Origin of the sequence: Streptomyces sp. NPDC058008 (assembly GCF_042886395.1) — a bacterium.
Taxonomy (GTDB): Bacteria; Actinomycetota; Actinomycetes; order Streptomycetales; family Streptomycetaceae; genus Streptomyces.
Map to the genome: position 1 here is coordinate 202446 of NZ_JBHVQX010000005.1, position 24290 is coordinate 226735.

Below are 24290 nucleotides of genomic sequence, written 5' to 3' on the forward strand. Positions count from 1 at the left end.
GGAGGGCTGCGCTCCGGGTGGCTGACCCGTAGTCTGGTTATTGGACTAGACCTGTAGCCCACAGCCGCTCCGAGGGAATGGAACACCATGAGCAACCGTGCAGTCCTGGAGGTGATCGCTCTCGACGCGGAGGACGCGGTCGCGGCGCAGGCGGGTGGTGCGGACCGCCTCGAACTGGTCACCGACATGGCGGCCGACGGCCTGACGCCCCCGCTCGCCGTGTTCGAGGCGATCAGGGCCGCCGTCGACATCCCGCTGCGGGTCATGCTCAGGGTCGCGGACGGGTTCGCGGCGGGCGACATCGATGTCCTGGTGGAGAAGGCCCGCACGATGCGCGCGGCGGGCGCGCGGGAGTTCGTCCTCGGGTTCCTGGACCAGGACGGGCACGCCGACCTGGTCGCCGTCGAGCGGCTCGTCGCCGAGCTGAACGGCTGCCCGTGGACCTTCCACCGCGCCATCGACCGCGCGGCCGACCGCGACGTCCTGCGCAAGCACCTCGCCGATCTGCCGGGCCTGGACACCTACCTCACGGCGGGATCGCCGAGCGGCGTGGACGCGGGCATGGAGACCCTGCTCGCCGAGGCGGCGCACGCGGACCTGCCGGGCTACGAGCCGCAGATCATGGTGGGCGGCGGCCTGCGTCTGGACCACCTGCCGCGTCTGCTCGCCGCCGGCGTCGACGCGTTCCACATCGGCGGCGCGGCGCGGCCGGGCGGCTGGAGCGGCCCGGTGGACGCGGCGGCGGTACGGGAGTGGCGCGCGGCGCTCGACGCCTGAGGGGCTACGGGGGCGACCGGAGTACGGGGGCGGGCCCCGGGCGGCTGAGGGCGGGCCCGCACGGCTTGAGGGGCCGGCGTTCCTCGGCGGGCCTTCGCGGTGGTGCCGCACGCGTGCTGTCGGCCGGGGGTGCCGGGGAGGGCCTTCGCGGAGGCGCCGCGCGTCCGGCGGGCGAGGCCGGGCGTGACCCGTTCTCCGGGCAGGGGCCGGGCGTCACCCGTTCTCCCACTCCGGCGTGCCGCGGCGGCGGGACCGGCTTTGAATGCTGAGTGTCCCAGGTGTCCGGCCCTGCCCCGGAGTTGACATGTCGCATCAGCAGCCCGCCCACGACTCCGGCACGACCCCGCGCCGGGTGGGGGTACTGCACAGGACGGGGGCGTGGTGCGCGCGCCACTTCGTGATCGTCATCGTCCTGTGGGTGGCGGCGCTCGCGGCGTTCCAGGGACTCCAGCACGCGTTCGGCGGTGACTACTCCGACAACTTCGCGATCCCCGGGACCCAGTCGCAGGACGGCCTCGACGTCCTCAAGGCCCATGACCCCGCGGCCGGGGGCTACGGCAGCCAGGTGGTGGTCCACGACGCGGACAAGCCACTCAGCGGGCTGAGCAGCCAGATGTCGTCGACCGTCACGAGCCTCCAGAAGCTGCCCGACGTGCTGTCCGTCCAGAATCCCCTCACGGCGCAGAGCAGCACCGTCGGCCCGGTCTCCGGGGACGGGAAGACCGCGTACATCACCATCCGGTTCAGCGCGCAGCCCTCCACCCTGGGGTCCGGTTACCTGCACGGGGTGGACTCCGCCGTGCAGCCGCTGCGCGCGGCGGGCGCCGAGGTCGAGTACGGCGGATCGCTGGGTGAACTGGCCCGGCCCGCGGCCAACGACCGCATCAGCGAGGCCATCGGCTTCGGGGTGGCCGTGCTGGTGCTGCTGATCGGCTTCGGCAGCCTCCTGGCGGCACTGCTGCCGCTGATCACGGCCCTCATCTGCGTCGTCTGCGGACTGGGCCTGCTGGGACTGCTGGCGGCGGCGACGACCTTCGCCACCGTGTCACCGACGCTGGCCACGATGATCGGGCTCGGCGTCGGCATCGACTACGCCCTGTTCCTGGTCACCCGGCACCGGCAGAACCTCATGGACGGCGAGGACCCGGTGGCGGCCGCCGGTACCGCGACGGCGACCAGCGGTCGGGCCGTGCTGCTCTCCGGGTGCACGGTGATCATCGCTCTCTGCGGACTCTGGGTCTCCGGCATCGGCTTCATCGGCAAGCTCGGCGTGGCGGCGGCCGTCACCGTCGTCACGGCCGTGCTCGGGGCCCTCACCCTGGTACCGGCCATGCTGGGGCTGATCGGGCGTCACATCGACCGGATCCACGTCCGCAAGCCGATCGCCGAGGTGGAGGCCGACGCGGAGCCGGCCCCGGCGACCGGGCCCCGGACCGGCTCCGGCGCGGGCTCCGGCGCGGGCTCCGCATCCGGCGGCGGGGCCACCGGGCCCGCTCCCGCCGGGGAGAGCAAGGGCGCTGATGCCGGCGGTGGCCGTCCCGGGGCCGGTTCCGCCGGTGATCGTGCCGGGGCTGGTTCCGCCGGTGGGGCCCCCGGGCCCGCGCCTGGCCGGGGGGCCGGGCAGGGCCCGGACGCGAGGCCCGTCCCGGGGAGGGTGCGGACGACGACGCACGGCACCTGGCACCGGTACGCGCAGCGGGTGGAGCGCCGGCCGTGGTGGTTCCTGGCCGGCGGGGTCGTCGTCCTGGCCGTCCTCGCCTTCCCCGTGTTCTTCATCCAGCTCGGGCACATCGGCGACGGCGCCGATCCCAAGTCGTTCACCGACCGGCGGGCCTACGACCTCATGTCCTCGGCGTTCGGCCCCGGGTCGAACGGTCCGCTGACGCTCGTGGTCGACCAGAGCAAGGTCCCGCAGGACGACCGGTCCTCGCTGGAGAGCAAGGTCCAGCAGTCCCTGACCAAGGTGCCGAACGCGGCCGTCATCACGCCGCTCACCCCCACCCAGGACGGGGACGTCCTCACGGCGACCGCCTACTCCGCCGCCGCCCCGCAGGACGCGCGGACCACCAGCCTGGCCAACCACCTGACGGACGACGTGCTGCCCGACGCCGTCTCCGGCACGGCCGCGCGCACCTACGTGACCGGTACGACGGCCGCCCAGGTCGACTTCCTGGACATCGTCGCCAGCCGGCTGCCCCTGATCATCGCGGTCGTGGTCGGACTCGCCTTCCTCGTGATCCTGGCCGTGTTCCGCGGGGTGCTCGTCGCGGTCAAGGCGGCCCTGCTCAACGTCCTGTCGATCGCGGCCTCGTACGGGGTCGTGGTCGCGGTCTTCCAGTGGGGGTGGGGCGGACCCGCGCTCGGCGTCTCGGGCGACGTCCCGATCGAGAGCTACGTGCCGATGATGATGTTCGCCATCGTCTTCGGCCTCAGCATGGACTACGAGATCTTCCTCCTGACCCGGATCCACGAGGCATGGCTGGCCACCAGGGACCCCAGGGCGAGCGTCGCGCACGCCCTGGAGATCACCGCGCGGGTCATCACCTGCGCCGCGCTGATCATGGTCAGCGTCTTCGCGGCGTTCATCCTCAGCGACAACATCGTCGTCAAGATGCTGGGCCTGGGCCTCGCCGTCAGCGTGCTCATCGACGCCACCGTCGTACGGCTGCTGCTGGTGCCCGCCGTGATGACCCTGCTCGGCCGCGCTGCCTGGTGGACGCCACGCTGGCTGGACCGGATCCTGCCGCACCTCGACGCGGAGGGATCGGAGGACCGGGAACCACCCGCTGCTCCCGTTCGTCACTAAGAGTAGGCGAATCAAGGGGGAAGTGGTCATGGCGGTCACACTGGGCGAAGAGATCATGCTGCTGTCTCTGGACGACGAGTCCGGAGCGGCGAAGGACCGGCAGGCCGCGGGCTGGGCGGTCGCGGGCGGAATCCTGCTCGAACTCGTCCTTGCGGGGCGCCTTTCGGTGAGCGGGGGGCGGTTGTCCGTGGCCGACCGCACGCCGACCGGTGTCGGCCTCCTGGACGAGCGCCTCCGTCTCGTGGACGCCTGGGCGTCGAAAAAGAGCACGTCACCCAAGGTGACGAACTGGCTGACGAGGGATCACCACAAGGCGGTCGGCGCCGCGATCGGGAGCCTGCGCGCACGTGGTCTCGTGGGCGAGGAGGAGCACAGGGTGCTGGGGCTCTTCCCGGTCCGCCGCTACCCCGGGACCGACGGGTCGGCCGAGCGTGAGCTGCGTGCCCGCCTGGCCTCGGTGGTGCTGCGCGGCGCGGACCCGGACGACCGCACGGCGGGCCTCGTCGCGCTGATACACGCGGCGAAGCTGCACCGCCTCGCGTTCCCCGAGGTCCCGGCGAAGGAGGTGAAGCCGCGCATGGAGACGATCGCGGAGGGCCAGTGGGCGGGCGACGACGTCCGCACGGCGATCCGCACCATGCAGGCGGCCATGGTGGCGGTCACCGCCGCCACCACGGCGGCGGTGACCTCCTGACCTGGCCTGACCTGGCCTGACGTGACGTGACGTGACCTGACCTGACCTGACCGGATGCGGGCGGGCGGCCTGACACGACGGGGCGGAACGCGCGCCCGCCCGCCCGGACGTGGTTCGGTCGCGGCGTGCGTCTGTCCCGGCCTGACGTGGTTCGGACGCTGCGTGCGTCCGTCCCCGCCCGACGCTGTGCGGACAGGTGCGGGCCCCGCCTACCGGGGCGGGGTGCGGCGGGGGTGGGGTGTCGTCAGCCGAGCTGTTCCGGCAGCGGTGCCGCGTGCAGGACCACGAGGCCCGAGACCGCGCGGGTCAGTGCCACGTACAGGCGGCGCAGGCCCGTGCGTTCGTCGGGTTCGCCGTCGACCACGGCCGCCGGTTCGTCCAGTACGACGTAGTCGTACTCCAGGCCCTTCGCCAGCGACGCCGGGACCAGGGTCAGCCGGGACTCCGCCGTCGTCTCCTCGCCGGGGGAGAGGCAGCTGTGGCCCGCCGCCGCGAGGGATGCCGCCAGGGCCGGGATCCGGGCGTCGGCGGCGATCAGGCCGATCGAACCCTCGTGGCGCAGCGACTCCTCGCACGCCGCGACCACGGCGGTGTCCAGATCCTCCGCCGCCACGGCGCGCACCGCGAGGGAGCCGGGCGTCTCACGCACCGACTCCACGGGGGCGAGGCCGGGCGAGATCGCGGGGAGCAGACGGGAGGCGTACGCGATCACCTCGCGCGGCACACGGAAGCCCGCCGTCAGCTCCTCGACCACGGCGTCCGCCTTGCCCAGGTGGAACAGTGCCTGTTCCCAGCTCTGCGTGGACCACGGCGTCGTCCCCTGCGCCAGGTCGCCGAGCACGGTGGCCGAACCGGTCGAGCAGCGGCGGCCCACCGCGCGGTACTGCATCGGGGAGAGGTCCTGGGCCTCGTCGATGACGACATGGCCCAGCGAGTGCGTCCGGGCCACCAGGTCGGCGGCCTCGTCGATGAGGACCGCGTCCGCCGCCGTCCACTTCGCCGACTTCACACTGCGGGCCGGCCTGTCCATCAGGACGTGCTTCTGCTCGTCGTCGGTGAGGATCCCGTCCGCGTGCGCGGCCAGGAACTCCGCGTCGGTCAGGAGCCGCAGCACGAGCTTCGCCGGGTCCACGGCCGGCCAGACCGCCTTCACGGCCGCCTTCACCGCAGGACTGCGGGCCACGGAGTTCTGCACCCGGTCGTCGGGCGCCTCGCCCGACTGCTCCATCTGCACGAGGACGGCGTGCGCGATGCGCTGCGGAAGGGCCTCGTGCGCGGCGCCGTACCGCATGTCGCGGGCGAGCAGTTCGCCGACCATCTCCTCGACCTCGTACGCCGGGACGCGCCAGCGGCGGGAGCCGCGTACGACGACGACCGGTTCGGCCGGGGGCGTCACGTGCGAGCGGACCGCCCGCCGCAGGACGTCCGCCATGCGGGCGTCGCCCTTGACCACGGCGGCGGCCGCCTCGTCCGTGCCGCGCACCTCGACACGGGCCGCCACCAGGTCCTCGACGGTGGCCTGCTGCACCTCCAGCTCGCCCAGCGCGGGCAGGACCTGCTCGATGTAGTGGAGGAACGAACGGTTCGGGCCGACGACGAGGGTGCCGGTGCGGGCCAGCCGCTCACGGTGGGCGTACAGCAGGAACGCCACCCGGTGCAGGCCCACGGCCGTCTTCCCGGTACCGGGGCCGCCCTGGACGCAGACCGTGCCGCCGAGCCCGCTGCGGACGATCTCGTCCTGCTCGGGCTGGATCGTCGCGACGATGTCGCGCATCGGGCCCACGCGGGGCCGCTCGATCTCCGCCTGGAGCAGCTTGCTGGTCTGCTCCTCCTCCGCCGGGTCGGTGAGGCGCTCGTCCTCGTACGCGGTCAGCTCGCCGCCGGTGTAGCCGAAGCGGCGGCGGCGGTCGACGTCCAGCGGATTGTTCCTGGATGCCTGGTAGAAGGGCTGGGAGACCGGTGCGCGCCAGTCGATGACCATGGGATCGCCGTGGGCGTCGTGGACGTGGCGGCGCCCGATGTAGAACTGCTCGCCCTCCGCGCCCTCCGCCTTCTCCGCGCCGACCTCGTGCAGGTAGTCGAGACGGCCGAAGAACAGCGGGGTGTGCGAGAGGTCGGCGAGCGCCTTGATGCGGTCGTCGATCTGGGCCTGCAACACGGCGGCGTTGACCCAGTTCGCCGTGACGTCTCTGATGTCGAGGGCCTGCACGTCCTCGCGCATGGCGCGCAGCGCCGCACGGGACGCGGCGAGGTGGTCCCGCTCCCTGACCAGTGGATTGCTTGACTCTTCGTGCGCGGGCACGGTGTTGCCTCCGGCTTTTCGACGCAGGACGGCGGACAGGGCTCACCGCCCGGTCCGCTCGGGGACGTTCACACGCAGGTGCGCACGCGCGGGTGGGCGCGTGCGGCTGTTGTCGTCGGCCGGTTTCCGTCCGGTCGGCAGCGCTCCCCCGGCTGCCGGCCGCTCATGGGGCGGGCCGGTACACGGTGCGGGAGGCGGGCAGACCGGCGATTGTATCGACTGCGGCCTCCTGCGGCGAACGGATTACGCACCGGCGCCCGTACCCCTCCCGTAGGGGACGGCATGCGACTTTCGGCCGACGGCGGGTCCCGCGGTCTTCGGCCCGCAGGCCGATGCGGGGACACGGGGGGCCGGAGCACCATGGAATACATGAGCACCGTTTACCTGAACCCGCACAGGACCGGTCCCGCACACGGCGCGACCGCGGCCACCGGTCAGTCATCCGGCCACCCCGTCGGAAACGCGGTGAGGGCCGTCTCGGTCTTCGTACGCACCGCGTTCGGTGTGGCCGTTCTCGGCGAGTACGCGGAGGAGGCGGGAGTCGTCCACCGCCACCGCTGAGCCCGGAGGCCCGCCCGCAGTACTGTCCCGAAGGCTTGTCGGCAGCACCGTCCGGAAGCCCTGCCCGGAAGGCCCGCTCCGAAGACCCGGCCCCCGGAGGCCAGCCCTTGGAGACCCGCCCCGGGGGGCCGCCCTCGCAGCTCGGCCACTTGGGGTCCGTGCTCGGAGGCCCGCCCCGGAGATCAGCCCTCGCAGGAGGCCCGCTCCGGAGATCAGCCCTCGCAGGTCGAGGCTGGCGCGGGGGGCGTGCTCGCAGTGCCTCCCCGGAGGCCCGCCCTCGCAGCTCGGCCACTTGGGGTCCGTGCTCGGATGCCCGCTCCGGAGATCAGCTCTCGCAGGTCGAGGCTGGCGCGGGATCCGCGCTCGTAGCGCCGCCCCCGGGGGGCCTGCTCCGAAGGCCCGGCCCCGGCGCGCTGCACCTACGTCGCCTCCCGACGAGCCCGAAGGGCTGATCGGTCCGCGAGGATCATCTCGGCTCCCGCCCCGAAGGCCGCCCGGTCCCGCCCCCGAGGCGGGCCTCCGCTCCAGCGCCGAGGGCCTGCCCGGTCGGCGAACGCCCGGACAGGCCCCCGTCGGCTCTCCGTCCGCGCCCTGTCAGCTCTCCGTCAGCAGTTCGTCGGCGTCGACGATCCGGTACGCGTAGCCCTGCTCGGCCAGGAACCGCTGGCGGTGCGCGGCGAAGTCCTGGTCGATCGTGTCGCGGGCGACCACCGAGTAGAACCGGGCCTCGTGCCCGTCCGCCTTCGGCCGCAGCACCCGTCCCAGCCGCTGTGCCTCCTCCTGGCGCGAGCCGAACGTCCCGGACACCTGGATGGCGACCGTCGCCTCCGGCAGGTCGATCGAGAAGTTCGCGACCTTGGACACGACCAGCACGCTGATCTCGCCCTGACGGAACGCGTCGAACAGCTTCTCCCGCTGCGCGTTGGTCGTCTCGCCCTTGATCACCGGGGCGTTCAGGTGCTCGCCCAGCTCGTCGAGCTGGTCGATGTACTGCCCGATGACGAGGGTCTGCTCGCCCTGGTGCTTGCGTACGAGCGCCTCGGTGACCTTCCGCTTCGTGTCGGTCGTCGCGCAGAACCGGTACTTCTCCTCGGGCTCGGCCGTCGCGTAGGCGAGGCGCTCCGAGTCCGTGAGGTTGACGCGGACCTCGACGCAGTCGGCGGGCGCGATGTAGCCCTGCGCCTCGATCTCCTTCCACGGGGCGTCGAACCGCTTGGGCCCGATGAGCGAGAAGACGTCCGACTCGCGGCCGTCCTCGCGGACCAGCGTCGCGGTGAGCCCCAGGCGGCGGCGGGCCTGGAGGTCGGCGGTGAACTTGAAGACGGGCGCGGGCAGCAGGTGCACCTCGTCGTAGATCACGAGCCCCCAGTCGCGGGAGTCGAACAGCTCCAGGTGCGGGTAGATCCCCTTACGGCGGGTGGTCAGCACCTGGTACGTGGCGATGGTGACCGGCCGGATCTCCTTGCGGGTACCGCTGTACTCGCCGATCTCGTCCTCGGTCAGCGACGTCCGCTTCACCAGCTCGTGCTTCCACTGCCGGGCCGAGACGGTGTTGGTGACCAGGATCAGGGTGGTCGCCTTGGCCTCGGCCATGGCACCCGCGCCGACGAGCGTCTTGCCCGCGCCGCAGGGCAGCACGACGACACCCGAGCCGCCGTGCCAGAACCCTTCGACGGCCTGCTTCTGGTACGGGCGCAGCGCCCAGCCGTCCTGGTCGAGCTCGATCGGGTGCGCCTCGCCGTCGACGTACCCGGCGAGGTCCTCGGCCGGCCAGCCCAGCTTCAGCAGCGTCTGCTTGATCTGCCCGCGCTCGGAGGGGTGCACGGCCACGGTGTCCGGGTCGAGACGCGCTCCTACCAGCGGCTGGATCTTCTTCGAGCGGAGGATCTCCTCCAGCACCGGCCGGTCGTTCGACGTGAGCACCAGTCCGTGGACGGGGTGCTTGGACAGGGTGAGGCGGCCGTACCGCGCCATCGTCTCGGCGATGTCGACGAGGAGCGCGTGCGGCACGGGGTAGCGCGAGTACTCCACGAGGGCGTCGACGACCTGCTCGGCGTCGTGCCCCGCGGCGCGGGCGTTCCACAGGCCGAGCGGGGTCACCCGGTAGGTGTGGATGTGCTCGGGCGCGCGCTCCAGCTCGGCGAAGGGGGCGATGACGCGGCGGCAGGCCTCGGCCTGCTCGTGGTCGACTTCGAGGAGGAGTGTCTTGTCGCTCTGGACGATGAGGGGTCCGGTCACGCGCGTCGGCCCTTTCCTGCGGGGGGTGGCCGTCCGGATGCGAACGGCCAAACGTCCAGTGTGCCTCATCGACCGCGCATGGGCGGGGCGCGTACGCGGCGGACCGTGATCACGGGGCCGCCGGCCCGTAGCGTGGCGGAATGGACGAGAGGGGGACGGCCGGTACGGCCCCGGGGCCCGGGGACCGGGCGTTCCCGGCGTGGCACGCCCCGCGGTGCGCCGACGTCGGTGAGCTGGACGCGCTGGTCACGCGGTGCCGCGCCTGTCCCCGGCTGGTCGCCTGGCGCGAGGAGGTCGCCGAGGTCAAGCGGGCGGCCTTCCAGGACCAGGAGTACTGGGCCCGGCCCGTACCCGGGTTCGGGCCCCCGGACGCGACGGTGGCGATCGTCGGGCTCGCGCCCGCCGCGCACGGGGGCAACAGGACCGGCCGGATGTTCACCGGGGACGCGGCCGGCGACTTCCTCTTCACCGCGCTGCACGCCGTGGGGCTCGCCTCGCAGCCGTCCTCGGTCCGCCCGGGGGACGGGCTGACGCTGCGCGGCGTACGGCTCACCTCGCCCGTCCACTGCGCGCCCCCGGCCAACAGGCCCACGCCCGGTGAGCGCGACACCTGCCGGGCCTGGCTGTCGGCCGAGCTGGACCTGCTGAGCCCCGGGCTGCGCGCGCTGGTGGTCCTCGGCGGCTTCGGCTGGCAGGCCGTGCTTCCGGTGCTCGTCGGGGCGGGCCGGCCGGTGCCGCGCCCCCGCCCCGCCTTCGGCCACGGCGCGCACGTCGTGCTGCCCGCCACGGGCCGCGGGCGGGAGCTGCACCTGCTGGGCAGTTACCACCCGAGCCGGCGCAACACGTTCACCGGCCGGCTCACCATGCCCATGCTCACCCGGGTGCTCCGGGAGGCCGCCTCCCTCGGCGGGCTCCCGGTCTCCCCGGAGGCGTCCTGACCGGCCCTCACCTCGGCCGACGGGTGGTCAGGAGCGGCTGATAGAAAGGAATGCCTGGTCGGCAGGTCGTCGGCCGCGGGGGAGGAACACCATGACCCAGCCACCGCCCTGGCCGCCGCAGCAGCCGTCCGGCGCGCAGCCGCCCTCGCCCTACGGGCCGCCGTCGGCCGGGTACGGGAATCCGCAGGGCGGGCAGCCCGTGCCGGACAACCCGTACGCCACCGAGCCGCCGCAGCAACCTCAGCCGGTTCAGCCGCCGCAGCAACCCCAACAGTTCCAGCCGCCGCAGCAACCTCAGCAGTTCCAGCAGCCTCGGCCAGTTCAACCGCCGCAGCAGTTCCAGCAGCCCCAACCTGTTCAGCCGGCCCAGCAGCCTTCGCCGTACGGCGCCTATTCCGTGCCGCCGCAGCAGGGGCAGCCCACGCCGCCCCTGCCCGCGCCCGCGCCCTCGACCTCGCCTTCGTCCTCAGGGAAGCCGCGTACGTCGCTGATGATGGGGGCCGGTCTGGTGGCTCTCGCCGTGCTGGGCGCCGGGATCTGGTTCGTGGTCGGTACCCGGGGCGGCGACGAGCCCGCGGCGCCCGTCGCGCAGGAGAGCCCGGCCACCGCCACCGCCGCGCCGAGCGCGTCGGAGGACACGTCCGAGGAGTCCCCCACGGTCCCCGCCGCGCCCGAGCCGACCGGGACCGGACTCCAGGCCGTCTGGCGCGCCGCCGACTCCACGATGCTGGGGCTCGGCGAGGAGTACCGCGACGAGCCCGCCCGGATCAACGCGATCCTCAGCACCACCGACGGCCTGGAGTGCGAGGGGCGGTGGCAGAAGGACCGGAGCGGTGGCTTCCTGGAGATGGCCCTGCTCTGCAAGGAGGACGGGGTCCGGGTCGCGGACAAGGACCGCGTCGGGAACCTGGAGCAGACCGGCGACACCCTGTCCGTCGAGTGGAAGAAGGGCGCCACCGGCACGGAGACCTTCGAGCGTGCCCGGGACGTCGATCCCGCCTGACATACCCCCGGCCGACAGGCCCACGCCCGGTGAGCATGACACCTGCCGGGCCTGGCTGCCGTCGGCACGTCAGCCCGTCAGCCCGTCAGCACGTCGGCCCGTCAGCGTCGGCACGCCAGCGTCAGCCCGTCAGGTCGTCTGTTCGTCGGCGAGTTCCGCGACGCCCGTGATCCGGTGCAGCGGATACGTGCGTACCTCGTCCGCCGTGTGGTCGTACGCCGTCACGAAGCCGCCCTCCACCTTGACCGGGGCGATCACCCGCTGGCTGGCCGCTCCGTCGGCGTTGACGTAGCCGATCCAGACCGCGGAGCCGGTCATCGCCGCGGCCTGCACCGTGGCCAGGGTCTCGGCGGGCGTCGTGCGCGGCAGGGAGCCCGTCGCAGCGGTGCCCGGGGCGTCCTTGCGGACGGCTCTGGCGGCCGAGTCGCCGGCCCGGACGGCCCGGACCGCCGCGGTGAGCAGGGTGGCGTCCGGGACCGGAGGGCCCTCGGGGACGGGGACGGGCGGCGTACGGGGCGGGGTGCGGCGGGCCCCGGCGCGGGTGATCAGGACGTCACCCTCGGCGGATTCCGCGGCCGGGGCGTAGCCCATCTCGCGCAGCCCTTCAAGGAGCGAGGCCGGGTCGGCCTGCGCGGCCAGGACGGTCGGCGCGAGCCGGCGCAGCCGCAGGGTGGCCGAGCGCTTGTCGGCCAGGATCTCGTTGAGCACGGCCTCGTCGTCGCAGCGCACGTAGGCGGAGGCGGCACCGATCCGCAGGTGGCCGTGGCGGCGCGCCACGTCGTCGATGAGGTAGCTCAGCGGCTGCGGGACCGGCGTACGGCTGTGGGTGGCCAGGAAGGCGTGGAGGTCCGTCGCGGCCCTCCCGGCGTCGAGGGCGCGGCGTACGGAGCCGGGGGTGAAGCGGTAGACCGTGGCCCCGCCCTTGGACTCGACGTCCGCGAGCACCGAGAGCATGTCGGCGAGCGGACGTTCCAGCGGTCCGGGGGCGACCGCCGTCAGGTCGGCCTGGAGCAGTACGTGGTCCAGGGGTTCGGGGATCAGCGGGGCGAGCAGGGCGGCGGCCCGGCCGGGCCCCTCGTCGAGCAGCGCGCGGGCCTGGGAGGAGAGGGCCCCGCGGCCGGTGATCCCCAGCAGCTCCGCCTCGTTGGCCGTCCACAGGGCGATCCTGGAGCGCAGGTCGGAGACGCCGTCGGGGGCCGGAGGCCCGCCCGGTGCCGGTGTACGCAGCGGCCGTTCCCAGCGGAGGCGCGCGAGCAGGGTCTGCGGATCGGGTGCGGTGCCGGGCGGGAGGGACGCGAAGAGGGCCAGGACCCGGTGGCGTACCTCGGGGGCGGCCGAGCGGTCCAGGTCGGGGCCGAGCGCGGACAGGGCCCGGCCCTTGGAGTCCTGGCCGCCGACCAGGCCGGCGGTGCGGGTGGCGGCGAGCCAGGCGGTGGCGAGGTGGGTCCAGCGGTCCTGGGCGGGGAGGTCCAGCCACTCGTCGGAGGCGGGCGTCGGCGCGTACCGCTCGTCCGTCTCGCCGTCGGAGGCCAGCAGGCCCGCCGCGTAGGCGAGTTCGATCCAGAAGGCGGCGACGGGCTCGGAGACGTCGAGCGCGGTGGCGGCGCGCTTCAGCTCCCGTACGCTCAGGCCGCCCGCGCGGAGTATGGCCGGGCCGCCGTCGTTCCAGAGCTTCAGCAACTCCTCGACGGTGGACAGCGCCATGAAGCCCTGGCCGGCCGCCGCTCTGTCCACAGCCTGGGGATCCCGCTCGGCCACCGCCGCGAGGGCCGGGGCCACGGGCTCGGGTACGCGGTGCGCGCGGCCGGCCCGCAGGTGCAGGGCCGCCTCGCGCGGCAGGACGACGGTGCGCGTCGACACGGGCAGCAACAGCCCGCGGTCGCGCAGCCATTGCACGGGCGGCGTGGGGTTCGGCGTGACCTCCCCGTAGGGCGGCCCCCACACCAGCCGGTCGAGCACGGCCAGCGCCTCCACCGGTGCGGTGTCCAGCAGTTCCGCCATCCTGGTCCGGTCGGTGAAGAGCCCCGCCAGGGCCGTGACGGCGGACACCGGGTCGTGGGTGGGGGGCAGCCCGGCGGCGGCCAGGATCTCCTGGAGCCGTCCGGGTGACATCCCGGCCGTGGCCTCGGCGACGGTCGGGCCGAGCCCCGTGGGGGAGGGGTGCTGCGGTGAAGGGGCGAGCAGTTCGCGCGCGGTGCGGACGAGGTGCAGCCGGGTGTCCTCGCCCCAGACCAGGGCCTGTTCACGCAGCGTCGTGAGGGCGGCGGGCAGGGCGGCGGTGATCGTCGCGCCCGCGTCGTCGCGCCCGTCGCCGTCGTCCTGCCCGTCACCGGTGAGGAGCGCGAGCAGCGTGTCGTAGGGAGCCGGGTCCGGTGCCACGGCCAGCGCCTCCGCGGTCTGCAGGGCGAACCGGTCGAGGTGCTCCAGCGCGCGGACGACGGAGGCGCGCGTACCGGCCCGCGTCGCGAGCTGGGTGATGTCGTTCGGCACGGGGTTGAGCAGGTCGGGGCGGGCGCGCAGCAGCCCTGCCAGCGATTCGTCGCTCCGGGCGCGCAGAGCCTCGGCGAGCGTGCGCGGTGGTGTGGTCGTCCCCATCCGTCCCACGGTAGCCGCTGGAACGCTACCGTCGGGGCAGGGCGGTGGAGGGAGAAGGAACGCGTGGGCATCGAGAGCGACCAGCTCGTCTACGACTATCTCAGCCGGGTCGGTGACCTGGCGCAGCAGCAACAGCTGCCGTCGGGCGCCCGGATGAGGCTCGTCGCGACGCTGCGGGGCGAGATCGAACGGCAGCGCGGCACGGACGGTACGGACTCTCCCGCCGCGGTCCGGCGCATCCTGGGCAGGCTCGGCGCACCCGGTGAACTCGTGTCCGCGGCGGCCGGGTCGGAGGACGGGGCGGTGCCGCTGCCCTCACCCCGGACCGGTGCTTCCCCGGACGCCCCGGAGCCGCGCCGGGTGCCACGGGCCCGGCTGGGTCTGCTCCGGAAAGACGCTTCGGGCAAGGGCGCGTCGCGGGACGCCGCGCCGCCGGTGAGCACGGAATCCGGGACCGGATCCGGGACCGCCGAGCCCGAGGGGGAGCCGCCGGCCGGTCCGGAACCGGTGCGGGACTGGCCGTCGGCTGCCGCACCGCACATGGCGGGCCTGGCCGAGGCTCCGTCGGAGGGGGAGCCCGAGTGGTGGCGGATCGAGCCGGGGCCGTTCGGCGAGGGGGTGCCCGGGCAGGGGGCGATGGGCCCCGGCACGGCGGTGCCCGGGTTCTCCGGCGGGCTGGAGAGCCCCGAGCTGTTCGGGATGCCGAGCGTCCCGAAGACCCCCGCACCGCGCCCACCGGTGGCAGCGGAGGAGCCGGACGCGGCGGCGGGCGAGGAGGAGGCGCAGCCCGCGCCCCCGCCCCCGCACCGGCGGAAGCTGCGGCTGCCCCGTCTCCGGCGGGTGGCCGTGGAGGGCGGCGCGGCGGCGCGGCCCCGCCTCTCGAACCCCTTGCTGCTGCTGGCGGCCCTGCTGCTCGTGGCCGGGGCGGTGCTCGGATCGTGGCTGGCGCTCGCGGGCGGCTGGCTGCTGGCGTACAGCTCGCGGAAGTTCTCGCGGGCGGAGGCGAAGTGGGTCGCGATGGGCCTGCCGGGCGTGGTCGTGGCGGGCGCGTTCGTCTGGCTGTGGGGACGCATGGACGGTCGCTGGGGCGAGCCCCTGGCGGAGGGCGCGGTGGGCGACGCGATGACCGACGTCTGGCCCGTGGTGGTGCGGGTCGCGGCGGTCGCGTCGGCGCTCTACCTGGTGTGGAGGTCACGCAGGCTCCAGGGCTGAGGCTCCACGGCTGAGGACACGGCTCCCAGGGGCTGCGCTTCGGTGCGCCGGAGCCTCTGGGGCGCGGCCGAGCGCGCGCGGACGGTTGCGCGACGGGGCGCGCGTACGGGGTGGTTCAGCGTGCACGGCGCGCGTACGGCGCGAGGGCAGGGAACGGCGCTCGCGCAGGGCGTGAGGTCGGCGTGCGGGGCATGTGCCGCGTGCGGCGGCGGTCGATGTGATGTGCGGACGCGCGTACGGCGCGCGCGGGCTGTGGGGCCTACAGGGTGCGCCGGGCGTACGGGGCCGCGCCGGGCCTACGGGGGCATCGGGTCTGCGCGGTGCCGGACCGAGGGGGCGCGGGCGTACGCCGCGCGTGGACGGGCGAGCGTCCCGGCGTCCCGGCGTCCCGGCACCCCTGCGCCCCGGCGGGACCCCGGCGGGCGCGGACGAGCGTGGCAGGGGTGTGCGGCACAGGAGTGTACGTTCGTACATTTCAGCGTGTACGCTCCTGCGCATGCCGACGGACTACTTCGCCAACGATCCGCGCACGAACCTGGAGCGCATGCTCGCGGGTGACCTCTACATCGCCGACGATCCCGAGATCGCCCAGCGACAGCAGCGTGCGATGCGCCTCATGGCCCGCTTCCAGGCGGCCCACACCGAGGACGCCGCGGCGGCCGGGGCGATCCTGGCCGAACTGCTGGACTCCGTGGGCGAAGGCGTCGATCTGCGCCCGCCGCTGTACGTCGACTACGGCAGCAACATCTCCATCGGCGCCCGCACCTTCGTCAACTACCACCTCACCGCGCTGGACGTCGCGCGCATCACCATCGGTGAGGACTGCCAGATCGGCCCCAACGTCCAGCTCCTCACCCCGACCCACCCCGTGGAGCCGGGCCCGCGCCGGGACAAGCTGGAAGCCGCGCTCCCCATCACCATCGGCGACAACGTCTGGCTCGGCGGCGGCGTCATCGTGTGCCCCGGCGTGACGATCGGCGACAACTCCGTGATCGGCGCGGGGGCCGTGGTCACGAAGGACATCCCCGCCGACGTCGTCGCCGTGGGCAACCCCGCCCGCGTCGTGCGCGGCATCTGACCGGCCGCCCCATGGCCACCGGACACACGGACCCGCAGCGGCGCGAACGCATCCTCGCCGCCACGCTCGACCACATCGCCGAGGAGGGGGTCGCCGGCGTCTCGCACCGCAAGATCGCCGTCCGCGCCGATGTGCCGCTGGGCTCGATGACGTACCACTTCAGCGGCATCGACGACCTGCTGCGCGAGGCGTTCACCCGCTTCGCCGACCAGATCGTGGCCGTGTTCGAGCTGCACCTCGGGCGGGTCGAGACTCCCGAGCAGGCCCGGGAGGCCGTCACCGACCTCATCCACCTGCTCTCCGAAGGGCCCCGCCGGGAACTGGTGCTCACCCAGGAGCTCTACACGCTGGCCGCCCGCCGCGACGAGTACCGCGAGCTCACCCACGCCTGGATGAACCGCAGCCGCCGCCTCCTGGAGCAGCACTTCGACCCGGACACGGCCCGTCAGCTGGACGCGCTGATCGAGGGGCTCGCCCTGCACCGGGCCCTCGACACCGAGCCGCAGACCCGCGAGCTGACGCGCCTGGCGGTGCTGCGCATGACCTCCGGCGCGCGGACCGGTCACCGGACCTCCAACCCGTAGACCGGCGTACCTTTCCCCGAACCGCCTGTGGGGCGCGGACCTGACCCCGCGCCCCACAGGCATCCCAGGGCTCGGCGGCCCCTACTTCGTCAGGTCCGCCTGAAGTTCGTCCAGGATCCTGTCGGCCGCCGTGTAGCCGATGCCCTGGATCCAGAGCTCGTCCTCGACCGCGAACACCTTGCCGTTCTTCACCGCGCCCATGTTCTTCCACAGGCCGCTGCCCACGGTCCGCGTCTCCTTGGACTTCTCGGCGTCGCCGTACGTCGAGTGGAAGACGACATCCGCGTCCGCCTGGTCGATCTTCTCCGGGCTGACGTCGTACGAGAAGCCGTCCTTGGCCTTGTCCACGATCGCGGGCCTGCCGAGCCCGACGTCGGCGAGGATCGTCGCGATGTAGTTCTCGCGGCCGTAGACGCGGATGTCCGCGCCCTCGACGAAGCGGACCATGTTGACCTCGGTGGCCGCCGCCTTCTCCTTGCCGCCGAGCGCCTCGGTGACCTCGCCGACGTGGGCGTCGTAACCGGCGATCACCTTCTCGGCTGCCGGGACCTTGCCCAGCGCGTTGGCGTGGACCTGGAAGTTCTCCTTCCAGGGGTAGCCCGTGTTCTCCGTCATGACCGTCGGGGCGATCTTCGTCAGCTCGGCGTACTTGTCGCCGTGCCGGATCTTGCTGGTGAGGATCAGGTCCGGCTTCAGCCCCGCGATGGCCTCCAGGTTCGGCGTCATCATCTCGCCGACGTCCTCGATGCCCTCCACCTGGTCCTTCGGGAGGTAGCTCAGGAATCCCGACTCCGTGCCGGTGTGGGTCGCGCCGACCGGCTTCACCCCGAGGGTGAGAGCGGAGTCCAGCTCGGCGGTGTCCAGGACCACGACCCGCCGCGGTGCCACCGGCACCTTGATGTTGCCCATGGCCGTGGCGACCGTGTGCGTCCCGCCGTCCGAGGAGGACCCGGACCCGGAACCGGAGTCCGGGTCCGGACCGGACGAGCCGCAGGAGGTGAGGGCCAGCGCCGCGGTCACGGCCAGCGAACCGGCGACGAGCAGACGGGACGAGGAGGGCATGTCAGAGAGCCTTTCCGGAGAAGGACGGGGTGGGGGTCCAGGGCGCGCCGGGCACGACGAGCGGTGAGCCGGTGACCGGGTCCGGGACGATGACCGCTTCCAGGCCGAAGACCTCGCGCACGAGCCCGGCGGTGACGACGTCACCGGGCGCCCCCTCGGCGACGATGCGGCCCTCCTTCATGGCGACGAGGTGGTCGGCGTACCGGGCGGCCTGGTTGAGGTCGTGCAGGACGGTGACGACGGTCCGCCCCCGGGTGCCGTCCGCCGCCGGGGCGGCCAGCCGGCGCACCAGGTCCAGGACCTCGACCTGGTGCGCGATGTCGAGGTACGTGGTGGGCTCGTCGAGCAGCAGCAGGTCCGTGTCCTGGGCGAGCGCCATGGCGATCCACACCCGCTGGCGCTGGCCCCCGGACAGCTCGTCCACCGGCCGGTCGGCGAGCGCCGTGACGTCCGTACGCTCCATGGCCTCCGTCACCGCGCGCTCGTCCGCGTCCGACCACTGCTGCCACCACCGCTGGTGGGGCTGGCGGCCACGGGCGACGAGGTCGGAGACGGTGATCGCCTCGGGGGCCACCGGGGTCTGCGGGAGCAGCCCGACCGACTGGGCGATGGTGCGGGTGGGTATGCGGGAGAGCTCCGTGCCGTCCAGGAGCACCGCCCCGCCGGCCGGCTTCAGGAGGCGCCCGAGGGCGCGCAGGGTCGTGGACTTGCCGCAGGCGTTCGGGCCGACGATGACCGTCACACACCCGTCGGGAACGGCCAGGTCCAGTTCGTGCACGACGGTGCGGTCGTCGTAGGCGAGGGTCAGGGCGCGCGCCGCGAGCCTCGAGGAACCCGAAGCGCTCCCGGTGCCGGCAGCGGCGTCCGTGTCCGTGTCCGTGGGACGGGTCGTCGTCATGCGTTGCCTCCAGTGCGGCCACCGTGGCCGCGGATGATCAGCCAGATCAGGTACGGGGCGCCGACCGCCGCCGTCAGCACGCCCACCGGGAGTTCGGTGGGGGAGAAGAGCCGGCGGGCCAGCAGGTCGGCGAAGACGACGATCACGGCGCCCATGAGCGCCGAGCAGAGCAGCGGGATCTGCGCCGTGCGCGTCATCCGCCGGGCGATCTGCGGGGCGAGCAGCGCCACGAAGTCGACCGGTCCCGCCGTCCCCGTAGCCACGGACGCCAGGATCACCCCGAGGGCGACGAGCCCGAGCCGTACCCGCCCGAGGCGTACCCCCAGCGCCGTGGCGGTGTCGTCGTCCATGGAGACGGTGCGCTGGGCGCGCGCCGCCCACAGCACGGCGGGCAGCAGGACGAGGAGCGCCCAGCCGATCGGGGCGGCCTCGTCCCAGCCCCGGCCGTTGAGCGAACCCGTCATCCAGATCTGCGCCTGCTGGGCGACCAGGTAGTCGCCCTTCGTCAGGAACAGGGTCGTCACCGACCGGAGCGCGATGGCGAAGCCGATCCCGATGAGGACGAAGCGGGTCGCGTGGAGCCCGCCGCGCCACGCGAAGACGTACACCAGCACCGCGGCGGCGACGCCTCCGACGACGGAGAGGTAGGGCAGGACGGTGTACGAGGTGAGGCCGAAGGTCATCGCGCCGACCGTGAGCGCGCTCGCGCCCTGGCTGACACCGATGATGTCGGGGCTGGCGAGCGGGTTGCGGGCGACGGTCTGGATCAGCGCCCCGGCGATCCCGAACGCCGCGCCCACGAGCAGCCCGACCACCATGCGGGGCAGCCGCAGCGTGCCCACGACCAGTTCGTCCGGGGACGGCTGCCCCAGGACGACCTTCACGACCTCCGCGGGCGCCACGAAGCTCTCGCCGACGCACAGGTAGGCGACACAGACCGCCGCCAGCAGGGCGGTGAGGGCCGCCGCGACGAGCGACGCCCGCCGGTGGAGCAGGAACCGGGCCCGCTTCCCGAGCCGCACGACCCGGTATCCGGCGGGCCGGACCGGGGCGCGTACGGGCACTGCCGTGTCCGCGCTCATGCGGGCACCGCCTTCCGGCGTACGAGGGTGACCAGGAACGGGACGCCGATCAGCGCCGTCATCACACCGGCCGGGACCTCGCCGGGTGGGAACAGGACGCGGCCGACGACATCGGAGACCAGGAGCATCACCGGTCCGACGAGGGCCGCCATCGGCAGCACCCAGCGATGGTCGCCCCCCACGATCGCGCGGGCGATGTGCGGGACCGCGAGGCCGACGAAGGCGATCGGACCGGCCGCGGCGACGCCCGCCCCGGTGAGCACGGTCGCTCCGATGCCGCCGACGACGCGGACGGCCGCGACGTTCTGCCCCAGGCCCTTCGCGACGTCGTCGCCCAGGGCCAGCGCGTCGAGCCCGCGGGCCACGGACAGCACGAGTACGGCGCCGATCAGGAGGAACGGCCAGATCTGCTGGGCGACCTGTGCCTCCCGGCCCGCGATCGAGCCCACCTGCCAGAAGCGGAACTCGTCGAGGGCCGACGCCTTCGTGGTGAGCACCGCCATGGTCACCGACACCAGCAGCGCGTTGATCGCGGCACCGCCCAGCGCGAGCTTCACCGGCGTCGCGCCGCCCCGGCCCCGGGAGGCGACCGCGTACACCGCGACGGACGCGACGGCGGCACCGCCGAACGCGAACCACACGTAGCCGGTGAGGGTGTGGATCCCGGCGTACGCGATGGCCAGGACGACGGCCACCGAGGCGCCCTGGCTGATCCCGAGGATCCCCGGGTCGGCGATCGGGTTGCGGGTGATGCCCTGGAGCACCGTGCCCGCGAGGGCGAGCCCGGCGCCGACCATGAGCCCGATCAGGGTGCGCGGCACCCGCATCTGGCGGATCACCTCGGCGGCGTCGGAGTGCCCGCCGTGCAGCAGGGCGTCCAGAACCTCCGACGGCGCGATGGTCCGCGCCCCCACGGCGAGGCTGAGCAGGACGGCGAGCAGCAGGGCGACGACGGCGGCGGCGATCGCGAACGCGCGTCTGGACAGGCGTGGAGCGGCGGCTGCCATCGGAACCAATCGGGTGAGCGTGGCCGGGGGAACTGCGGAGATCAGGACATTGGGAAGTAAGGCTTGGCTAAGTCTATGTGGGGCCCCTGGGCCGGGGCAGGGCGCCTGTGCCCTCCCGGTGCCGGGCGGACTGCGGCGCCCTCTCTCCGCTCCCGGCGCCTGCGCGGTTCCACCAGGGGCCGGGCGGGCGCCAGGGGTCCGCCTGCCGTGGAGCGGTGCGCGGCCCGTGGGGTCCTCACCGGGTCCCGGGCCCCGCGGCCGCCGTATCCAGCCCCCGGGCGGGCCGGTCACCCCGGCGGGGGTGGTCGGCACAATGGGGAGCATGCCCTCACACACCTTGACGGTCGGTTTCGACCTCGACATGACCCTCATCGACTCCCGGCCCGGTATCAAGGCCGCCTACGAGACGCTGGCCGCCGAGACGGGTGTGTACATCGACACCGACCTGGTCGTCAGCCGGCTCGGGCCGCCGCTCGAGGACGAGATGGTCCACTGGTTCCCGGCCGACGCGGTCGCCGGTGCCTGCGCCCGGTACCGGGTGATCTACCCGGACACGGCCATCACGCCGTCGACCGCGCTGCCCGGCGCCCGGGAGGCCGTCGCGGCCGTCCAGGCGCTGGGCGGACGGGCGATGGTCGTCACCGCCAAGTACGAACCGAACGCCAAGCTCCACCTCGCGCACCTCGGCATAGACGCGGACGTGCTGATCGGCGGACTCTGGGCCGAGGGCAAGGCGGAGGCGCTCCTGGAGCACGGCGCGGGGATCTACGTCGGCGACCACATCGGGGACGTCCGCGGCGCGCACGCGGCGAACGCCCTGTCGGTCGGGGTCACCACCGGCCCGTGCGCCGAGGAGGAACTGCGGGCCGCCGGAGCCGAGGTGGTCCTGCCGGACCTCCTGGCCTTCCCCGACTGGCTGCGGACCTTCGCGGCGGCCTGACCCGGCGTTCGGGGCGCGGGTGGGGCTGTTCCGTCATGGCCCCGGCTGTTCGGGCGCGGGTGGGGCTGTTGCGGGGCGGGTGCGGCTGATTCACCCCGGCCCCGGCTGTTCCTGCGCGAGTGCGGCTGATTCACCCCGGCTCCGGCTGTTCCGGGTGCGGGTGGGGCTGTTGCGGGGCGGGTGCGGCTGCTCCACCCCGACCCTGGCTGTTCCGGGTACGGCCCCGGCTGTTCCGGCGTGGATGCGGTGACGACGTGGGTGCCCTGACCTGGCACGTGGGGCCTGGGGCTGGTGACGGTGTGGGTGGCCCGGCACCGGCGTTCCGGCTCGCGCGGTGAAACGGTTGGGTGGCCTGACTCGGGCCGTCCGGCCCGTGCGGCGTGAGGATCGGCCGACCTGGCGCGGGCGTCCGGCTCGTGAGCCGGGACGGTGGCAGCCCGTGCCGCCCTGACCTGACCTGACCTGACCGGCCAACCGCCCCCCGACCGACCGGCCAACCGCCCCCGACCGGCCCGTCAACCGCCTGCCCGCCCTGGCCCGCCGGCCAACCGCCCGCCAGGCTCGCCCGCCGACCGCCCGCCCGCCCGGCTCGCCCGCCGACCGCCCGACCAACCGCCGACGCCCCGACGCATGTGGGCCCGGCCGTCGGCGCGAGCCTCCGTGCAGCCGCCCCCCCTCCCCGGGGAAGGGCGGGCAGCCGTGCGTGCCGGGCCAGCCCGCGCGAGCGCGGGTGCCGTCCTGCGGCGCTGCTGTTAATTTCGCCCCTATGGTCACTAATTGCCCGCATTGCCGGTATGTCCGGATCGGCAGCTGAGGCGGGGTGGGTGTTCTCCGCGACAACCCCGCCCTCTCCCTCTTCCTCTGCCTCGCCGCCGGCTACCTCATCGGCAAGCTCCGCGTGGGGCCCATCACGCTCGGCGGTATCTGCGGCACGCTGATCGTGTCGCTGCTGCTCGGCACCCAGCACATCAGCGTCGACGACGACGTGAAGACCGTCTTCTTCGCCCTGTTCATCTTCTCGCTGGGCTACATGGCCGGTCCGCAGTTCTTCTCCAACCTCAACCGCCGCAGCCTGCGCTTCTTCGTGCTCTGCCTGATCGAGCTGGTCTGCGTGCTCGGCATCGCCTACGGGCTCGCCAAGGCCTTCCGGCTGGACGTCGGCACCGCCGCCGGGATCCTGGCCGGGGCGGCCACCGAGTCCGCCGTCGTGGGGACGGCCACCGAGGCCATCGGCAAGCTCGGAGACCTGACCTCCGCACAGGTCTCCCAGTACCAGGGGCACGTGGCCACCGCGTACACGGTCTGCTACCTGTTCGGCCTGATCACCATCGTCCTCTTCACCAGCCAGATCATGCCCATGCTGCTCCGCATCGACCTCGCCGACGCCTCGCGTGAGCTGTGGGAGAAGATGCGCGGCGGCGGGAGCGGGCTGGAGTCCGACGAGCGTGAGGCGCTGCCCGGCACGGTCGGCCGGACCTATCTGGTGACCCTGGCCGACGGGCGGACCGTAGGGGACCTGGAACGGGCCCTCGGCGGCCGGGTCACCGTCGAGGGCGTCAAGCGCGGCAGCAAGCTGCTCACCCCGGACGCCGCGCTGGAGCTGACGCTCAGCGACCTCGTCCAGGTGGTCGGCCGGCGCTCGGCCATCATCGAGGCCGGGCGGGAGATCGGCCCGGAGACCCCGGCGGTGCCGGGTCTCGACACCCCGCTGGCCACCCGTCAGGTCGCGGTGACGGAGAAGGCCACCGCCGGCGCGACCATCGACCGGCTGGAGAAGACCCACCCGGAGTTCCGCGAGGACGGCGTCTACATCACCGACGTCCTGCGCAACGACCAGCACCTGCCCGCCAGCGGTGAGACGACGCTGGCCCGGGGCGACGTGCTCACCCTGGTCGGCGCCCGCGGCGGACTGAACAAGCTGGTCGCGAAGATCGGCGCGGTGGTGAAGAACGACTCCACCGACTTCATCTACCTGGGATTCGGCATCGTCGCGGGCTCCCTGCTCGGCCAGATCGTGGTCAAGGCCGGGGACGTCCCGCTCTCCCTCGGCACCGGCGGCGGCTGCCTGATCTCCGGCCTCGTCTTCGGCTGGTTCCGCTCCCGCCGGCAGACCTTCGGCGCCTTCCCCCCGCAGGCGGCGAGCACCCTCAAGGACATGGGCCTGGCCGTGTTCATCGCCTGCACCGGGCTCGCCGCCGGACCGCAGGCCTGGCCACTGCTCAAGGAGTACGGCGCGCTGCTTCCGCTGGCGGGCATCGCCATGGTCCTGGTCCCGGCGACGGTCTCGCTGATCGTCGGCACCCGGCTGCTGAAGATCGAGAAGCCGCTCCTGATCGGCGCCATCGCGGGGCAGCAGTGCTCCACCCCGGCGATCACCTCCATCACCCAGGTGGCCCAGAGCTCCGTACCGCTCCTCGGCTACACGATCACGTACACGCTCTCCAACTTCCTGCTCCCGCTGACCGGGCCGGTCCTCGTCGGCGTGCTGGGGGCCTGACATGAGCGTCCTCCCG

At 73.7% G+C, this 24290-nt stretch carries 18 protein-coding genes; 11 read left to right on the top strand and 7 right to left on the bottom strand.

Annotated features, from left to right (window positions below; all coding sequences use genetic code 11):
• Nucleotides 1-87 precede the first annotated feature (87 nt).
• The 3 genes from ACFVS9_RS07105 (at nt 88) to ACFVS9_RS07115 (ending at nt 4277) form a co-directional block, all read left to right on the top strand.
• Nucleotides 88-777: a copper homeostasis protein CutC gene (locus tag ACFVS9_RS07105; protein ID WP_383113591.1), complete on the top strand. Its 690-nt coding sequence runs from the start codon at nt 88-90 to the stop codon at nt 775-777.
• 304 nt (nt 778-1081) lie between these two features.
• The gene (locus ACFVS9_RS07110; protein WP_389930732.1) at nt 1082-3583 is read left to right on the top strand and encodes an MMPL family transporter; all 2502 of its coding nucleotides are present in this window, start codon (nt 1082-1084) and stop codon (nt 3581-3583) included.
• A 28-nt stretch (nt 3584-3611) separates the two neighbouring features.
• On the top strand, nt 3612-4277 hold the full coding sequence (locus ACFVS9_RS07115; protein WP_389930735.1) for a GPP34 family phosphoprotein: 666 nt from the start codon (nt 3612-3614) through the stop codon (nt 4275-4277).
• Between the two features lie 244 nt (nt 4278-4521).
• On the opposite strand, the gene ACFVS9_RS07120 is transcribed toward ACFVS9_RS07115, so the two are convergent.
• Nucleotides 4522-6579, bottom strand: coding sequence for a HelD family protein (locus tag ACFVS9_RS07120; RefSeq protein ID WP_389930737.1), 2058 nt, complete (start codon nt 6577-6579; stop codon nt 4522-4524).
• A 369-nt stretch (nt 6580-6948) separates the two neighbouring features.
• Here ACFVS9_RS07120 and ACFVS9_RS07125 point away from each other — a divergent pair, with 369 nt between their 5' ends.
• Nucleotides 6949-7140, top strand: a complete 192-nt coding sequence (locus ACFVS9_RS07125; protein ID WP_383113587.1) for a hypothetical protein — start codon at nt 6949-6951, stop codon at nt 7138-7140.
• Between the two features lie 594 nt (nt 7141-7734).
• Here the strand turns inward: ACFVS9_RS07125 and ACFVS9_RS07130 are convergent.
• Nucleotides 7735-9378, bottom strand: coding sequence for a DNA repair helicase XPB (locus tag ACFVS9_RS07130; protein ID WP_383113586.1), 1644 nt, complete (start codon nt 9376-9378; stop codon nt 7735-7737).
• A gap of 140 nt (nt 9379-9518) precedes the next feature.
• On the opposite strand from ACFVS9_RS07130, the gene ACFVS9_RS07135 reads away from it, so the two are divergent.
• The gene (locus ACFVS9_RS07135; protein WP_383113585.1) at nt 9519-10316 is read left to right on the top strand and encodes a uracil-DNA glycosylase; all 798 of its coding nucleotides are present in this window, start codon (nt 9519-9521) and stop codon (nt 10314-10316) included.
• Nucleotides 10317-10407: 91 nt separating this feature from the next.
• Nucleotides 10408-11319: a hypothetical protein gene (locus ACFVS9_RS07140; protein WP_389930742.1), complete on the top strand. Its 912-nt coding sequence runs from the start codon at nt 10408-10410 to the stop codon at nt 11317-11319.
• Nucleotides 11320-11448: 129 nt separating this feature from the next.
• Here the strand turns inward: ACFVS9_RS07140 and ACFVS9_RS07145 are convergent, their stop codons facing one another.
• On the bottom strand, nt 11449-13914 hold the full coding sequence (locus tag ACFVS9_RS07145) for a helicase-associated domain-containing protein (protein WP_383113583.1): 2466 nt from the start codon (nt 13912-13914) through the stop codon (nt 11449-11451).
• A gap of 63 nt (nt 13915-13977) precedes the next feature.
• Between ACFVS9_RS07145 and ACFVS9_RS07150 the strand changes: the two genes are divergently transcribed.
• The 3 genes from ACFVS9_RS07150 (at nt 13978) to ACFVS9_RS07160 (ending at nt 16788) form a co-directional block, all read left to right on the top strand.
• Entirely contained in the window at nt 13978-15126 is a 1149-nt protein-coding gene (locus ACFVS9_RS07150; RefSeq protein ID WP_389930746.1) for a hypothetical protein, read from the top strand.
• 496 nt (nt 15127-15622) lie between these two features.
• The gene (locus ACFVS9_RS07155) at nt 15623-16204 is read left to right on the top strand and encodes a sugar O-acetyltransferase (RefSeq protein WP_383113581.1); all 582 of its coding nucleotides are present in this window, start codon (nt 15623-15625) and stop codon (nt 16202-16204) included.
• An 11-nt stretch (nt 16205-16215) separates the two neighbouring features.
• A complete protein-coding gene (locus ACFVS9_RS07160; RefSeq protein ID WP_383113580.1) occupies nt 16216-16788 on the top strand; it encodes a TetR/AcrR family transcriptional regulator in 573 nt (190 codons plus the stop codon).
• 81 nt (nt 16789-16869) lie between these two features.
• Here the strand turns inward: ACFVS9_RS07160 and ACFVS9_RS07165 are convergent, their stop codons facing one another.
• From ACFVS9_RS07165 to ACFVS9_RS07180, 4 genes are read right to left on the bottom strand one after another with little or no spacing between them, the layout of a single operon-like run.
• On the bottom strand, nt 16870-17850 hold the full coding sequence (locus ACFVS9_RS07165; protein ID WP_383113579.1) for an ABC transporter substrate-binding protein: 981 nt from the start codon (nt 17848-17850) through the stop codon (nt 16870-16872).
• 1 nt (nt 17851) lies between these two features.
• Nucleotides 17852-18748, bottom strand: a complete 897-nt coding sequence (locus tag ACFVS9_RS07170; RefSeq protein ID WP_389930750.1) for an ABC transporter ATP-binding protein — start codon at nt 18746-18748, stop codon at nt 17852-17854.
• Nucleotides 18745-19830, bottom strand: coding sequence for a FecCD family ABC transporter permease (locus tag ACFVS9_RS07175; RefSeq protein WP_383113577.1), 1086 nt, complete (start codon nt 19828-19830; stop codon nt 18745-18747). Before ACFVS9_RS07175 ends, ACFVS9_RS07170 begins: the two co-directional genes overlap by 4 nt.
• Entirely contained in the window at nt 19827-20837 is a 1011-nt protein-coding gene (locus ACFVS9_RS07180) for a FecCD family ABC transporter permease (protein ID WP_383113594.1), read from the bottom strand. Before ACFVS9_RS07180 ends, ACFVS9_RS07175 begins: the two co-directional genes overlap by 4 nt.
• 313 nt (nt 20838-21150) lie before the next feature.
• On the opposite strand from ACFVS9_RS07180, the gene ACFVS9_RS07185 reads away from it, so the two are divergent.
• Together ACFVS9_RS07185 and aspT are read left to right on the top strand one after the other, a co-directional pair.
• Nucleotides 21151-21777, top strand: coding sequence for an HAD family hydrolase (locus ACFVS9_RS07185; protein WP_383113576.1), 627 nt, complete (start codon nt 21151-21153; stop codon nt 21775-21777).
• Nucleotides 21778-22597: 820 nt separating this feature from the next.
• Nucleotides 22598-24274: an aspartate-alanine antiporter gene (gene aspT, locus ACFVS9_RS07190; protein WP_383113575.1), complete on the top strand. Its 1677-nt coding sequence runs from the start codon at nt 22598-22600 to the stop codon at nt 24272-24274.
• The last annotated feature ends 16 nt before the right edge of the window (nt 24275-24290 follow it).